This window comes from Flavobacterium sp. W20_MBD1_R3 (assembly GCF_052119725.1).
Classification (GTDB): Bacteria; Bacteroidota; Bacteroidia; order Flavobacteriales; family Flavobacteriaceae; genus Flavobacterium.
On record NZ_JBGQOR010000002.1, the window covers coordinates 594,274 to 609,450 of the forward strand.

A 15,177-nucleotide genomic window follows, 5' to 3' on the forward strand; every position below is an offset into this window, starting at 1 on the left:
AAAAAGCATTGGTTATTCAATACTCTACTAAACCGATAGGCAAAGATAGTTTTTTATGAATACGATAAACAATCTAATGGCTTTTATTTGCCCCACAAAGAGCATATTTACAACCGCCTACTTTCGTAATTTCTTATTTGGAGCTATTTACTTCGTCAGTTCGCTGCGCTCGTGTCCAGCATTCGTTTCAATCTTTTTCCCGCTAAAAAGTGGATAAAAAAGGATTTCCACTGCTATCTGGGCTAGGAGCCGTTTCAAGCTACGAAGATTTGTATATTTGACGACAGTAAATAGTAAGGCAAAAAAGCTAAAAAAAGAGACTATAAAATGGACTATATCATAAAAGACGAAAAACTCGAATTAATATATGAACACGGAAAAGGGGCTTGGACTTATCATTTACGTATTCCAAATTCAAAACATATTGATGGAAAATGGGGCGACATAAAAGTTTCAGGTTCAATTGATACCTACAAAATTGAAGCTAGAAACCTTGCTCCAATAAAAGGACAAGACAAAATGCTTTCTGTAAATAGTGAAATAAGAAAAGCTATCAATAAAAAAGGGGGCGATATTGTTACTGTTTCCCTTTATCTATTATCCAAGAAAGAAAAAATAACTGAAAAGCAAATTTTAGAAACCTTCAAGGAATTGGAAGTTTTAGAAGCTTTTGAAAGACTAAGCGAATTTGGAAAAAATGAAATTTTAGAAAGTATTCTTTCTCAAAAAATTGAAGAGAAACAAATCAAGATAATTATAAAACACATAGATGAATTAAGTAAACAAAATGATTAAGCAAACATCTTTCAACTTTTTGAAAGAACTTAAAAAAAACAATTCAAGAGAGTGGTTTGAACAAAACAAACTAACTTATCAAGCCTACAAGGATGATATTATTTTGTTTACAGAAAATTTATTGTTAGAATTAGCAAAATTAGACCTTTTAATAGCGAATGCAAATTTAGTTCCTAAAAAGTGCTTGACAAGAGTAAACAGAGACTTGCGGTTTTCAAAAGACAAGACACCCTATAAAAACTATGTTTTAATCGTTTTTAATAAAAATGCCCCACACGGAAACACAGCAGGATATTTTATTCACATTGAACCAGGCAATTGTATGGTTGGCGGTGGGATTTGGCAGACAACTCCTGAATTTTTAAAGAAAATTCGGCAAGAAATAAGTTATTCATACGAGGAATTTAATGGAATAATTTCAAGCAAACAATTTCAAGATATATTTCCAAGCGGTATTCAAGGTCAAAGTAAATTAAAAAAATTCACTGATTTTTATGAAGAAAGGGAACCAGTTGTTGAATTGCTTAAAATGAAAGGTTTTTGTACCAAAGAATTGATAAGTGACAAAATTTTGACAAGTCCAGACGCAATAAAAATCATTAGTAACTATTTTAAAACGACGAAACCACTGATTGACTATCTCAATAAAGCTATAGAATTTGAAGAATAAAATAACCGTCTCCCATACGAATCCTTTCGTGTGGCTTAAAACCGTAAAGACGATTTTTGAAAAACTAAACGACCTATTTACCGCAAACGCACTAGCCCAGATGGAAACGGCATCCTGTTGTGGCGGGGTTCACCACAACAGATATAGTGAACAGCTGGAATGAGCTCCTAAAAAAACAAACCATTCATAAACTTTGTGACTTCTTTACGAACTTTGCGGTTAAATTATTTACTTTTGCAAAAAATATATTTCTCAACTTAAAACTGTTTATAGCATGCAACTGTATAACACATTAAGCGCAGAGGAAAGAGCCATCATGATTGATGATGCCGGAAAGCAACGCCTTACGTTGTCTTTTTATGCTTATGCGCAAATCTCAAATCCAACACAATTTCGTAACGAATTATTTCTGGCGTGGAACTCTCTTGAAGTTCTGGGTCGAATTTATGTAGCCAGTGAGGGAATCAATGCCCAATTATCACTGCCTGCCGATAATTTCTATGCGTTCAAAGATTCGATTGAAGTCTATGATTTCATGAAAGGAATCCGATTGAATATAGCCGTAGAGCAAGACGATCACTCGTTTTTGAAACTGACGGTAAAAGTCCGTGACAAGATTGTGGCTGATGGTTTGGTCGATGAAACTTTTGATGTGACGAATATTGGAATTCATTTAAAAGCAAAGGAATTCAATGAACTTCTAGAAGATCCAAATACGATTGTGGTCGATATGCGAAATCATTACGAATCAGAAATTGGACATTTTACCAAAGCTATAAAACCTGATGTTGATACTTTTCGTGAAAGTTTACCAATCATAGAAGAACAACTTGCTGAACACAAACAAGACAAAAAAGTATTGATGTATTGCACCGGGGGAATCCGTTGCGAGAAAGCCAGTGCTTATTTCAAACACAAAGGTTTTGAAAATGTATACCAGCTTGAAGGTGGAATTATCGAATACACGCGCCAGGTAAAAGCCGAAGGATTAGAAAGTAAATTCATTGGAAAAAACTTCGTGTTTGATCACCGCTTGGGCGAAAGAATCACTGACGATATTGTTTCGCAATGCCATCAATGTGGCGCACCTTGCGATGTACATACCAATTGCGTGAACGAAGGTTGTCATTTGCTTTTTATCCAATGTGATTCTTGCAAGGAAAAAATGGAAGGCTGCTGTTCTGCTGAATGCGTGAGTGTCATTCACATGCCAGAAGAAGAGCAAAAAGCCATCCGAAGAGGGATTAAAAACGGAAATAAGATTTTCAAAAAAGGGAAATCAGATGTTTTGACTTTCAAAAATAATCACGATCCATTAGCAACAGTCCCGAATCTTAGTGATTTAGCGGCCTCAAAACTTGCTCGTAAAGTGGCTACCGTTCTCAAAAAAGAACCAAAAATTAAGAAAATCTACATTGGAAAAGGAACCCATTTTTTTCCAAAACCTAGTATTGGTCAGTTTTTAATTCAAGAAAATGAGATTAAAATTGGTGATACTATTTTAATAAAAGGTTCCACAACCGGAGAACAAAAACTAGTAATTGAAGAAATGCTGGTTAACGATTTGCCACAAGAAAAAGCAGTTTCTGGAGACACTTGCACATTTAAATTGCCGTTTCGGATTCGATTATCTGATAAATTGTATAAAGTTTTAGACTAATTTATCATGACATCGAATAACAAAATAGAACTTATGGCTCCTGCAGGGAACTTTGAGTCGCTTCAAGCCGGATTAGATAATGGTGCAGATTCTATTTATTTTGGCGTAGAGCAATTGAACATGCGCGCCAGAGCCACCGTGAATTTCACCATGGACGATTTGCAGGAAATAGCAAAACGCTGCGAAGCTAAGAATGTTAGAAGTTACTTAACCTTGAACACCATAATTTACGATCACGATTTATCTGTAGTGAAAACATTATTAAACAAAGCTAAAGAATCAAATATCACTGCGGTTATTGCTTCTGATCAAGCGGTTATCGCTATGGCGAGAGGCATTGGAATGGAAGTTCATATTTCGACACAACTGAATGTAACAAACATTGAAACCATAAAATTCTACAGTTTATTTGCAGACACGATGGTTTTAAGTCGGGAATTGAGTTTGCGCCAAGTGAAAAGCATCACCGCTCAAATCGAAAAAGAACAAATTAAGGGACCAAGCGGAAACTTAGTGGAAATTGAAATCTTTGGTCATGGTGCTTTGTGTATGGCGGTGTCAGGAAAATGCTATTTGAGTTTACATTCTAATAATTCCTCGGCAAATCGAGGTGCTTGCAAACAAAATTGTCGCAAGAAATACACAGTTATTGACCAGGAAACCGGTTTTGAAATCGAATTGGACAACGAATACATGATGTCTCCAAAGGATTTATGCACTTTAGATTTTCTGGATCAAGTCATTGATTCCGGTATTAAGGTGTTAAAAGTTGAAGGTCGTGGCCGTGCTCCTGAATATGTTGCCACCGTTATCAAAACCTACCGGGAAGCGATTGACAGTTATTATGAAGGTTCGTTTTCTAAAGAAAAAGTAGCTAATTGGATGGAAGCGTTAAACACAGTTTATAATCGTGGTTTTTGGTCCGGTTATTATCTGGGACAAGAATTGGGCGAATGGAGTGATGTTTCCGGATCAATGGCGACACAGAAAAAAGTCTATGTGGGGAAAGGAACCCATTATTTCCCCAAAGCCAATATTGGTCAATTCAAAATTGAAGCCTACGACATCAAAATTGGAGATAAAATTCTAGTAACAGGACCAAGCACCGGAGCACAAGAAATGGTTATTAACGAAATGTTTGTCAATGATGCTACGGCTGACAAAGCCACAAAAGGCGATGATTGTACTTTGAAATTACCTTTCAGAATTAGAATGTCGGACAAATTATATAAAATTGTGGAAGCTTAATGGTTATTGTTACTTTACAAAGAGATAAGTGCATTGGCTGTAATTATTGCGTTGAAATGGCGCCGGTTCAATTTCAAATGTCTAAGAAAGACGGGAAATCAGTTTTGATTCATTCGCAAGACTCCAAAGGTTTTTTTACTTTAAAATCACACGACCACACGATTGTTGAAAGTTGTGAATTGGCGGCAAAAGCCTGTCCGGTGAAAATAATTTCGGTGAAAGAAACCTAAACTTTAGTTCAAAATAGAATCATAATAAACCCAATACAGTTTTAATTGTAATGGGTTTTTTATTTAAAATTTACCTTTTATTGATGCTTTCATAGGCTATGCCGTGAAATTAAAAAATACTATCTTTACAAATTAAACGTTTTAAGAACATAAGTTGTGCTCGTCACAACACTATATATAAAATTATGGCATGTACAAGTTGTTCAACTTCTGATGGTGGATCACCTAAAGGTTGTAAAAATAATGGGACTTGCGGCACCGATAGCTGCAATAAATTAACGGTTTTCGATTGGCTTTCTAATATGAGTTTACCTAATGGTGACGCCCCTTTTGACTGTGTTGAAGTACGCTTTAAAAATGGTAGAAAAGAATTTTACCGCAATACAGAGAAATTAACGCTAAGTATGGGCGACATCGTTGCTACGGTTGCATCTCCGGGTCATGACATAGGAATTGTAACCCTTACAGGAGAATTGGTTCGCATTCAAATGAAGAAAAAAGGCGCCAATCCAACAAGTAATGAAATTCCAAAAATCTATAGAAAAGCCTCTCAAAAAGACATTGATATTTGGTCAGTAGCACGCGATAAAGAAGAACCCATGAAAGTTCGCGCACGGGAACTTGCGATTGCTCAAAAACTGGAAATGAAAATTTCGGATATTGAATTTCAAGGTGACGGATCTAAAGCTACGTTTTATTACACCGCAAATGACCGTATTGATTTTCGCGCATTAATTAAAGATTTTGCAAAAGAATTCAGCACCAGAATCGAGATGAAACAAGTGGGTTTCCGTCAGGAAGCAGCTCGTTTAGGCGGAATAGGTTCTTGTGGAAGAGAATTGTGCTGTTCTACTTGGCTGACAGATTTTAGAAGTGTAAACACCTCAGCAGCTAGGTACCAACAATTATCATTGAATCCACAAAAACTAGCTGGACAATGCGGAAAATTAAAATGCTGCCTGAACTATGAGCTGGACACCTACATGGACGCCTTGAAAGATTTTCCAGATTTCGAAACAAAATTGGTAACCGAAAAAGGAGACGCTATTTGTCAGAAACAAGATATTTTCAAAGGATTGATGTGGTTTGCCTATACCAATAATTTTGCCAATTGGCATGTATTAAAAATTGATCAAGTCCGAGAAATTATTGCCGAAAACAAACTAAAAAATAAAGTTTCTTCGCTGGAAGATTTTGCCGTAGAAATCATTGCAGAACCAGAGAAAAACTTCAATAATGCAATGGGACAAGAAAGTTTAACGCGTTTTGACCAGCCCAAGGCAAAGAAAAAACCAAATAAAAAGCGAAAACCTAGTGGTGAAAATACAATCGTTGCTAACACTAATAAACCTGCAAACAATAACCGTCAGAATCCAAATGACAAAAAACCTGCAGAGCCAAGAAAACCTATAATTATTACTAAAAATGTGGATAAAAAATAGCGCTTCACTTCTTTTGATTTTAATTTTACTCTGGTCATGTGATAAAAAAAGAGTTTTTGACGAATATAAATCTGTTGGCAGTGCATGGCATAAAGACAGTATTGTTACGTTCCATTTACCGGAATTAGACTCCACCAAACGCTATAATTTATTTGTAAATTTGAGAGCAAATAACAATTATCAATACAATAACTTGTTTTTGATTGTAGCATTAGAATTGCCAAATGGTTTCACAAAAGTGGACACGCTAGAATACCAAATGGCAAATCCTGATGGGACATTATTAGGAGATGGGTTTTCAGATATAAAAGAAAGCAAACTTTTTTACAAAGAAAATGTAAGATTTAGATCTAAATATACCGTTAACATAAAACAAGCAGTCAGAGAAAATGGAAAAGTTCCTGGCGTGACAGATTTAGATGGAATTACAGAAGTGGGTTTTAGAATAGAAAAAAAAGAATAAAATAGTATTATGGCTATCAAAAAAAATAACGGTACGACAAAAGATAATGACAAAGATATTGCTCATTATAAAAAGATTTTTTGGAAAATTTTCGCAATAGGTTTAGCAAGTATCGCCTTATTTTTCCTATTTGCGTCTTGGGGACTTTTTGGTTCCATGCCCTCTTTTGAAGATTTAGAAAATCCAGATTCAAATTTAGCTACTGAAATCATATCCGCAGACGGAGTAGTTTTAGGTAAATATTTTGAAAAAAACAGGTCTCAGTTAAAATTCACGGATTTGCCAAAAAACTTTGTGCAAGCATTAATCGCTACAGAAGATGCCCGCTTTTATGAGCATTCCGGAATTGATGCAAGAGGAACCTTAAGAGCCATTTCCAGTTTAGGAACTAGTGGTGGTGCAAGTACGTTGACCCAGCAATTTGCTAAACAATTATTCCATGGTGAAGGGTCTAAATTTCTACCGTTTAGAATCGTACAAAAAATTCAAGAATGGATAATCGCCATCCGCTTAGAAAGACAATACACCAAAAATGAAATCATTGCCATGTATTGTAATGTATATGACTTTGGGAACAATTCTGTTGGCGTAAGTTCAGCCGCTAAAACCTATTTTTCTAAAGAACCTAAAGAACTGACCATCAGTGAATCAGCAATATTAGTGGGTATGTTTAAAAACTCCGGTCTTTACAATCCTATTCGAAATCCGGAAGGAGTAACAAACCGCAGAAACGTAGTGCTTTTGCAATTAGAAAAAGGAAAAATCATTTCAAAAGAAGAAAAAGAAAGATTACAAGCTTTACCAATCAAACTAAACTTCAAATTAGAAACGCACAAAGAAGGTACTGCAACCTATTTTAGAGAATATTTAAGAGATTATCTAAAAAAATGGGCTGAGGAAAATAAAAAACCGGATGGATCAGATTATGACATCTACAAAGACGGTCTAAAAATATACACGACCATTGATTCCAGAATGCAATTACACGCTGAAACTGCAGTAACAGCACACATGGCTAATTTACAGGAAGAATTTTTTATACAATCCAAAAAAAATAAAAATGCTCCATTTGTCAATATATCTTCTGTAGAAACGCAACGTATTTTAAATCAAGCGATGAAATCTTCCAACAGATGGGCAGTATTAAAATCACTAGAAAAAACTGATGAAGAAATTATCGCTTCCTTCAGTGTAAAAACCAAAATGAGAGTGTTTTCTTGGAAAGGAGAAAAAGATACTATAATGACGCCATTGGATTCCATCCGTTATTACAAGCACTTTTTACAATCTGGGTTAATGGCCATGGAACCGCAAACGGGAAATATAAAAGCATGGGTTGGTGGTATCGATTATAAATATTTTCAATACGATCACGTAGGACAGGGTGCCAGACAAGTTGGTTCTACCTTCAAACCTTTTGTTTATGCAACGGCCATAGAACAATTAAATATGTCGCCTTGTGATTCCATTATTGATTCTCCTTTTGTGATAAGAAAAGGACGCCATAATGTTACCGAAGATTGGGAACCAAGAAACTCCAACAACAGATATAGTGGAATGGTCACCTTAAAACGCGGATTGGCAAATTCTATAAACATTGTATCTGCAAAATTAATAGACCGGGTAGGCCCAAAGGCAGTTGTTGATTTAGCCCATAAATTGGGCGTTAAGTCAGAAATTCCGCTACAACCTTCAATCGCATTAGGAGCAGTAGAGATAACCGTTGAAGATATGGTTGCCGCATACAGCACATTTGCTAATCAAGGTGTGTACATGAAACCTCAATTTATATCTCGAATCGAAGATAAAAGTGGCGTCATCATCTACGAACCTATTCCTGAATCACATGATGTTCTAAATAAAGACATTGCTTATGCCGTGGTCAAATTATTAGAAGGTGTAACCGAAGGTGGATCAGGAGATCGTTTGCGAACCACTGGTGGAGGCAACGGAGACAAACGTTGGACTGGATATCCGTATCAATTTAAGAATCCTATTGCCGGAAAAACTGGAACCACGCAAAACCAATCTGACGGTTGGTTCATGGGAATGGTTCCTAATCTAGTGACGGGAGTTTGGGTAGGTAATGAGGATCGTTCGGCCCGTTTCAATAGCATAACTTACGGACAAGGTGCCACTGCCGCACTGCCAGTTTGGGGCTATTTCATGAAACTTTGCTACGAAGATCCCGCTTTAAAAGTTTCGAAAGAATCTTTTGAAAGACCCGCAAACCTATCCATAAAAGTAGATTGCTACACCGCTGCTAAAGTAAAAGACACCACCAATATTCAACAAAATACCGATGAGTTTGAATTGTAAAATTTTCATCTGGAGCTAATCCAGCCATCCGCTATATCTTTTAGTCTCATTAAGAAATGAGACTAAAAGGATGTCGCTTCTGTCTGGGCTAGGGGTTTGGTCTTTACCATTAAATCCTTTAGTTCTTGACAATGTATACCTAATAAAGCTCTTTTTTAAATTAAAATTAGTCAACTAGCATTCAATTTTTATGATTAACAAAAAAGTAAATAACGTTCAGGAAGCCCTTCAAGGAATTGAAAATGGGATGACAGTCATGCTTGGCGGTTTCGGATTATGTGGCATTCCAGAAAACTGCATAGCCGAACTTGTAAAAAAAGAAACTACAAATTTAACCTGTATCTCAAACAATGCAGGAGTAGATGGTTTTGGCCTTGGATTGCTTTTGCAAAAGCGCCAAATCAAAAAAATGATTTCCTCTTATGTAGGAGAAAATGCCGAATTTGAACGACAGATGCTTTCTGGAGAACTTGAAGTAGATCTTATTCCTCAGGGAACTCTTGCTGAACGTTGTCGTGCAGCACAAGCAGGAATCCCCGCTTTTTTCACACCCGCCGGTTATGGAACAGAAGTTGCAGATGGGAAAGAAGCCCGCGAATTCAATGGAAAGATGCATATTATGGAACACGCTTTCAATGCAGACTTTGCTATCGTCAAAGCATGGAAAGGTGATGAGGCTGGAAACCTAATTTTCAAAGGAACTGCAAGAAATTTCAATCCTTGTATGGCCGGAGCAGCAAAAATAACCATCGCCGAAGTCGAAGAATTATTACCTGTAGGTAGTTTAGATCCAAACGAAATTCACATCCCAGGAATACTTGTAAATAGAATCTTTCAAGGAGAGAAATACGAAAAAAGAATTGAACAAAGAACCGTAAGAAAAATTTTCTAATTATGGCTTTAGATAAAAACCAAATTGCAAAGCGCATTGCAAAAGAATTAAAACACAACTACTACGTGAATCTCGGAATTGGAATTCCAACATTAGTGGCTAATTACGTCCCAGAAGGAATTGACGTTGAGTTTCAAAGCGAAAATGGAATTCTTGGTATGGGTCCATTCCCTTTTGAAGGCGATGAAGACGCTGATTTAATCAACGCTGGAAAACAAACCATAACTACCTTAGCCGGAGCCAGTTTCTTCGACTCGGCATTCAGTTTTGGAATGATACGGGGACAACATGTTGACTTGACAATCCTTGGCGCCATGGAAGTGGCCGAAAACGGCGATATTGCTAACTGGAAAATTCCGGGCAAAATGGTCAAAGGAATGGGAGGTGCAATGGATTTAGTGGCTTCTGCCGAAAACATTATTGTTGCCATGATGCACGTTAACAAAGCAGGAGAATCTAAAATACTTAAAAAATGCACCTTACCATTAACAGGCGTAGGTTGCGTTAAAAAAGTAGTCACTGAATTAGCAGTTTTAGAAGTAACTCCACAAGGATTTAAATTACTGGAACGAGCACCGGGCGTAACCGTCGATCATATCATCGCTTCTACTGAAGCTGATTTGATTATTGAAGGGGAAATTCCAGAGATGGAAATGGATTAATCACCTAGGAAAGTTAATACCAAAGGCTGTTTTAAACAGCCTTTGGTATTAACGTGATTTAATAGTAAACACTTCACAAGATGATCCCATCTCTTATTTTAAATAATCAAAAACAGAAACTAACTCATATTTAGGACTTCTTTTCATAAAATCTGCGAAATAAGAAGCGTGCAGTCCACCTGAAAGTATAAAAATACGGTCATTTTCATTCATGGGTATCCTATTTATGTTTGAATACATTCTTAAATTTCTTTTATATAATTTAGACGCCTCGTCTGCTCCTTCGAATCCTTTTTCCGTACCAACATAAGCTAGAATATCTGCATTTATATTCAAGAGAAAATCTTGATATTTTGGATTGTTAATTGTCCTCATCTTATCGATAAGTGAAAGATGATCTATTTTCTGACTCAATTCGGGTGACTCTTTTAATGGACTATTCACGTAGTTTCTATATGTTACTGAATCGATAGCATTTACAATTTCTTCTCCAATATTATAGTTGTATCCCATTTTATGGTCAATGCCATAAAGCTTTTTCACATTACTTAAACGTCCAACCTCAAATGCGACCAAACTGACCTCACTCCAATTTGTTTCTAAATCTTCTGTCGTTTTCAAATATTCTTCATAAGCCAAATTTAATCCATCTTGGTTTTCTGGTGTGATTTCAACACAAATAATGGTTGGCTTGAACTTAGCGATCATTTCATTCAGCTTTCTAATTTCAGCTTGTTCTTTTACTCCATCTTCATTAAATTCGGTTTTGGTTGCATCATTGGTTTCTCCCATGTGAAAAGTACCTACGTTCAATACTTTAATTTTCGATTTTGAATCTAAAATTTTATTCTGAGCAAAAAAAGAAATACTTGCTAAAGACAAACTTACTACTAAAATTACTGAGCTTAGTTTCATGCTTAAAAGTTTTAATGTTTATAATGCTCAAAAGTATTATAACAATTCATCAAGAAACTTCTCTTTTCGACAAACACGACTAATTATGGCATTAAACCCTCATCATCAAAATCTAGGTGTTGGTCGAAAATCTAGCACTGAGCAGAAAGTTTTCTGTATATTTGAGAATGAAAAAATCAGTACTAATTGCAATTCACTTATTTTTTTGGTTGGTATTTTGCTTCAACTATCAATACGTCTACAGCAATGACGGAATAGACTTTAATACTATTAGCACTTATTTATTTTTATCCTTTTTAGTTGTAAATCTAGTTACTTTCTACCTCCATTATTGGGTTGTTTTACCTTACTTTTTTAACCCAAAGAAGATTGAAATTGTATTTATATTAATGGGCATAAGTTTTTTATTTTTTGGATTATTTCGTTTTGCAATCGAAGAAATTATATACCCCAAATTATTGAATTTTAGAAATTATAACACAGATACATCAATCACCTATTACTTATTTGACAATCTCTATTATGGCGCTAATTCTATCTTAACAAGCTCATTAATCTGGATTTTAGACTATTCATTGAAAACAACAAATGAAGCCAACACGCTTCGATCAGAAAAAACAAATGCGGAGATTAGCTTCTTAAAATCCCAAATGAACCCACACTTCATCTTCAACACGCTAAACAATATTTATTCCTTAGTGTATTCTAAATCTAATCAATCCCTCATTGCCATTGAGAGCTTGAGTAAATTATTGCGTTATATAAATCAAACCAGTACTCAAATGAATATTGAGATTCTAAAAGAATGGGAATACATCGAAAATTATATCGAACTGGAAAGCATAAGACTAAATGAGCCATTAAACATAATCATTCACAAACGTGTAAACCACGATGCTTTAATTCAACCTATGCTGTTAATTCCATTTATTGAAAACGCGTTTAAACATGGAGAACTATTTGATAAAGAAATTCCTTTCAGCATTTTTTTTGAGGCCGATTCCAACAAAATAACATTTGCAGTTTCCAATAAAATTAGTAAACACCTAAAAGATGAGTCAACAGGGATAGGGATACAAAACATTAAAAAACGACTGCAGATGACTTACCCTAACAAATACAAATTAAACATAAAGCAAACCGAAAATCTATTTTCGATTGCAATAGAATTAGAATTATGAAAATAAAATGCGCAATAATAGATGATGAACCATTAGCTATAGAACTATTAAAAAACTACACCAATAATGTTCCCTTTTTAGAATTAGTCTTCACAAGCACAAATCCTTTGGATATCATACCTTTTTTAGAAACAAATACTATTGATGTGTTGTTTCTAGATATTCAAATGCCACAAATAAATGGCATGCAGTTATCTAGAATAATAACCGCTAAAACACGAATTATATTCACTACTGCCTATAAAGAATTTGCTTTGGCGGGATATGAGTTTAATACCGTAGATTATCTTTTAAAACCAATTACATTTGATCAATTTTACAAAGCTGCTCAAAAAATTAAATTACTTGTTAGCGATAACGTTTCGAGCAACAAAGAAATATCTCAAACAAAAGAAGAAAATTTATTTTTCTTTGTTAAAACAGATAGTCGGTGGATAAAGATTTCCTACGATGAGATAAAATACATTGAAGGCTTAAAAGATTATGTGATGCTCCACACTCAAAATGAGAAAATAATAGTTCTAGAAAACTTAAAAGAGTTAGCGGTAAATTTAGAAGAGAAAGGGTTTATGAGAGTTCATAAATCCTATATTGTTAATTTAAATAAAATAACAAGTATCGAAAGAAATCGAATTTTTATTGAAAAGGAAATAATCTCTATCGGAGATACATTTAGAGATCTTTTCTTTCAATGGTTTGCAAAAAAGAAGTAGCACTGCCTGAAAAAGTAGTCACTGAACTAGCAGTTTTAGAAGTAACTCCACAAGGATTTAAATTACTGGAACGCGCACCGGGTGTAACCGTCGATCATATCATCGCTTCTACTGAAGCTGATTTGATTATTGAAGGGGAAATTCCGGAGATGGAAATGGATTAATCACCTACACCTATAAAATACAAAAACCACAATTTCAGTACCCTTTGAAATTGTGGTTTTCCTTTATATATCCTCTGAAACTATCCCTTTGGGATAGCATTAATTAACTTCTTAGTGTACTCCTTTTGGGGATTCGCATACAATTCATCTGCATCAGCCATTTCTTCAATCTTACCTTGATTCATCACAAGAACCTGATCTGACATGTATTTTACCACCGCCAAATCGTGTGAAATAAAGATATAGGTAAAACCAAAATTCTCTTTCAATTCATTGAGTAAATTCAATACTTGCGCCTGAACAGAAATATCTAATGCTGAAACGGACTCATCACAAACAATCAACTTCGGCTGTAAGGCAATTGTCCTCGCTATACCAATACGCTGGCGCTGGCCTCCGGAAAACTCATGTGGATACCGATGAAAATACTCCTCACCTAATCCTACCCGCTCTAGAATTTCGATAGTTTTTGCTTTTCTGGCCGCATCGTTCTCATACAAACCATGCACTTTCATGGGTTCCATAATCGCTTTCCCTACAGGAATTCTGGGATTCAAAGAGGAATATGGATCCTGGAAAATAATTTGAATTTCTTTGCGCAGTATTTTAATTTCTGAAGAAGATAATTTGGTTATGTCTTGTCCGCGATATAAAATTTGTCCTGCTGTAGCTTTATCCAATTGCAAAATTGCATTGCCTAAAGTCGATTTCCCGCAACCAGACTCCCCTACTAATCCTAAAGTCTCCCCTTCATATAATTTAAAACTTACATCATCCACGGCCTTAAACCCTGTTTTTTTTCCAAAGACTCCTGCTGTAGAGAAATATTCTTTCGCTACATTTATGACTTCTAAAATTGGTTTTTGCTGGTACAATTTGCTGTGAAATTCAGCTCTGTCTGCTGGCGTAACCGTAGCTGAACTCACACGATCATTCAAAAAATCCTGAATAGTCGGCAATCGCCTTAAACGCACGTCCAGCGATGGTCGCGAAGCAATCAAGGCTTTGGTATAATTATGTTCGGGGTGATGAAAAACGTCCTGCACCGAACCTTGTTCTACAATTTCCCCTTTGTACATAACCAAAACCCGCTGCACAATTTCAGAAACCAAAGACAAATCATGTGATATAAAAATAATACTCATACCCGTTTCCTGCTGAATTTCCTTCAACAGCTGAATAATCTCTTTTTGAACGGTAACGTCAAGGGCTGTTGTGGGTTCATCGGCAATGAGCAATTGCGGTTTACAGGCAATCGCCATCGCAATCATAACCCGTTGTTTTTGCCCACCAGAAATTTCATGAGGGTACTTGTCGAATATCAATTCCGGATTAGGCAGCTTCACTTTTTCGAATAAGGAGAGAGTCTCTGTTCTTGTTTTCGCCTTAGAAAGCGTGGTGTGTTGCAACAAAATTTCCTGCACTTGAAACCCACATTTCAACGAAGGATTCAGTGAGCTCATCGGTTCCTGAAAAATCATAGCAATTTCATTTCCCCGCAGATTTTGTATTTGCTTCTGGGTCAAATGTGACACATTTGCACCGTCAAAAATAATTTCTCCTTGTGATATTTTAGAAATATGCGCCGGCAATAAACCCATAATTGCCAGTGAGGAAACAGACTTTCCAGAACCGCTTTCTCCTACGATCCCCAGTATTTCATTGGGATACAAATCGTAACTGATGTTTTTGATCACAGCATTGTAATCTCCTTCTCTTTTAAAAGAAATTTCAAGGTTTTGTATCGAAAGTAGTGGCTTATTCATAGTTGCAAAAGTAATTGTTTTTTACGAAAACCGTCTTTAGAATTTAAGAACGCGAAA

Annotated in this window: 14 protein-coding genes and 1 pseudogene; 13 read left to right on the plus strand and 2 right to left on the minus strand. The window is 35.7% G+C overall.

What is annotated here, in order from left to right:
* The first annotated feature begins 327 nt into the window (after positions 1 to 327).
* The 10 genes from ACEN2F_RS05670 (at position 328) to ACEN2F_RS05715 (ending at position 10,381) form a co-directional block, all read left to right on the plus strand.
* Positions 328 to 795, plus strand: coding sequence for a DUF1905 domain-containing protein (locus tag ACEN2F_RS05670; protein WP_441736763.1), 468 nt, complete (start codon positions 328 to 330; stop codon positions 793 to 795).
* Positions 788 to 1,465: a DUF2461 domain-containing protein gene (locus ACEN2F_RS05675; RefSeq protein ID WP_441736764.1), complete on the plus strand. Its 678-nt coding sequence runs from the start codon at positions 788 to 790 to the stop codon at positions 1,463 to 1,465. Before ACEN2F_RS05670 ends, ACEN2F_RS05675 begins: the two co-directional genes overlap by 8 nt.
* A gap of 274 nt (positions 1,466 to 1,739) precedes the next feature.
* Positions 1,740 to 3,125 carry an oxygen-dependent tRNA uridine(34) hydroxylase TrhO gene (gene trhO, locus ACEN2F_RS05680; RefSeq protein ID WP_441736765.1) on the plus strand — a complete coding sequence of 462 codons (1,386 nt, stop codon included), beginning with the start codon at positions 1,740 to 1,742 and terminating at the stop codon, positions 3,123 to 3,125.
* Between the two features lie 6 nt (positions 3,126 to 3,131).
* Positions 3,132 to 4,373, plus strand: a complete 1,242-nt coding sequence (locus tag ACEN2F_RS05685; RefSeq protein ID WP_441736766.1) for a peptidase U32 family protein — start codon at positions 3,132 to 3,134, stop codon at positions 4,371 to 4,373.
* Positions 4,373 to 4,603 carry a ferredoxin gene (locus ACEN2F_RS05690; RefSeq protein ID WP_441736767.1) on the plus strand — a complete coding sequence of 77 codons (231 nt, stop codon included), beginning with the start codon at positions 4,373 to 4,375 and terminating at the stop codon, positions 4,601 to 4,603. The genes ACEN2F_RS05685 and ACEN2F_RS05690 overlap by 1 nt, the downstream gene beginning before the upstream one ends.
* Positions 4,604 to 4,788: 185 nt before the next feature.
* Positions 4,789 to 6,045, plus strand: coding sequence for a PSP1 domain-containing protein (locus ACEN2F_RS05695; protein ID WP_441736768.1), 1,257 nt, complete (start codon positions 4,789 to 4,791; stop codon positions 6,043 to 6,045).
* Entirely contained in the window at positions 6,029 to 6,508 is a 480-nt protein-coding gene (locus tag ACEN2F_RS05700; RefSeq protein ID WP_441736769.1) for a gliding motility lipoprotein GldH, read from the plus strand. The genes ACEN2F_RS05695 and ACEN2F_RS05700 overlap by 17 nt, the downstream gene beginning before the upstream one ends.
* Before the next feature lie 9 nt (positions 6,509 to 6,517).
* A complete protein-coding gene (locus tag ACEN2F_RS05705) occupies positions 6,518 to 8,827 on the plus strand; it encodes a penicillin-binding protein 1A (RefSeq protein ID WP_441736770.1) in 2,310 nt (769 codons plus the stop codon).
* 190 nt (positions 8,828 to 9,017) lie between these two features.
* Positions 9,018 to 9,719, plus strand: a complete 702-nt coding sequence (locus tag ACEN2F_RS05710; RefSeq protein WP_441736771.1) for a CoA transferase subunit A — start codon at positions 9,018 to 9,020, stop codon at positions 9,717 to 9,719.
* 2 nt (positions 9,720 to 9,721) lie between these two features.
* Positions 9,722 to 10,381 (plus strand): CoA transferase subunit B, encoded by a 660-nt coding sequence (locus ACEN2F_RS05715; RefSeq protein WP_441736772.1) that lies wholly within the window; start codon positions 9,722 to 9,724, stop codon positions 10,379 to 10,381.
* A 93-nt stretch (positions 10,382 to 10,474) separates the two neighbouring features.
* Here ACEN2F_RS05715 and ACEN2F_RS05720 read toward each other — a convergent pair whose 3' ends face one another.
* Positions 10,475 to 11,296 (minus strand): DUF5694 domain-containing protein, encoded by an 822-nt coding sequence (locus ACEN2F_RS05720; protein ID WP_441736773.1) that lies wholly within the window; start codon positions 11,294 to 11,296, stop codon positions 10,475 to 10,477.
* Positions 11,297 to 11,463: 167 nt separating this feature from the next.
* Between ACEN2F_RS05720 and ACEN2F_RS05725 the strand changes: the two genes are divergently transcribed.
* The 3 genes and pseudogenes from ACEN2F_RS05725 to ACEN2F_RS05735 all read left to right on the plus strand — a co-directional run.
* A complete protein-coding gene (locus tag ACEN2F_RS05725) occupies positions 11,464 to 12,477 on the plus strand; it encodes a sensor histidine kinase (RefSeq protein ID WP_441736774.1) in 1,014 nt (337 codons plus the stop codon).
* Complete coding sequence (locus ACEN2F_RS05730) at positions 12,474 to 13,190, plus strand: LytR/AlgR family response regulator transcription factor (protein ID WP_441736775.1); 717 nt, start codon at positions 12,474 to 12,476, stop codon at positions 13,188 to 13,190. Before ACEN2F_RS05725 ends, ACEN2F_RS05730 begins: the two co-directional genes overlap by 4 nt.
* Positions 13,187 to 13,354: pseudogene (locus ACEN2F_RS05735) on the plus strand (succinyl-CoA--3-ketoacid-CoA transferase); the annotation flags it as partial. The gene ACEN2F_RS05730 and the pseudogene ACEN2F_RS05735, both read left to right, overlap by 4 nt.
* An 80-nt stretch (positions 13,355 to 13,434) precedes the next feature.
* On the opposite strand, the gene ACEN2F_RS05740 reads toward ACEN2F_RS05735, so the two are convergent.
* On the minus strand, positions 13,435 to 15,120 hold the full coding sequence (locus ACEN2F_RS05740; protein ID WP_441736776.1) for an ABC transporter ATP-binding protein: 1,686 nt from the start codon (positions 15,118 to 15,120) through the stop codon (positions 13,435 to 13,437).
* Between the last annotated feature and the right edge of the window lie 57 nt (positions 15,121 to 15,177).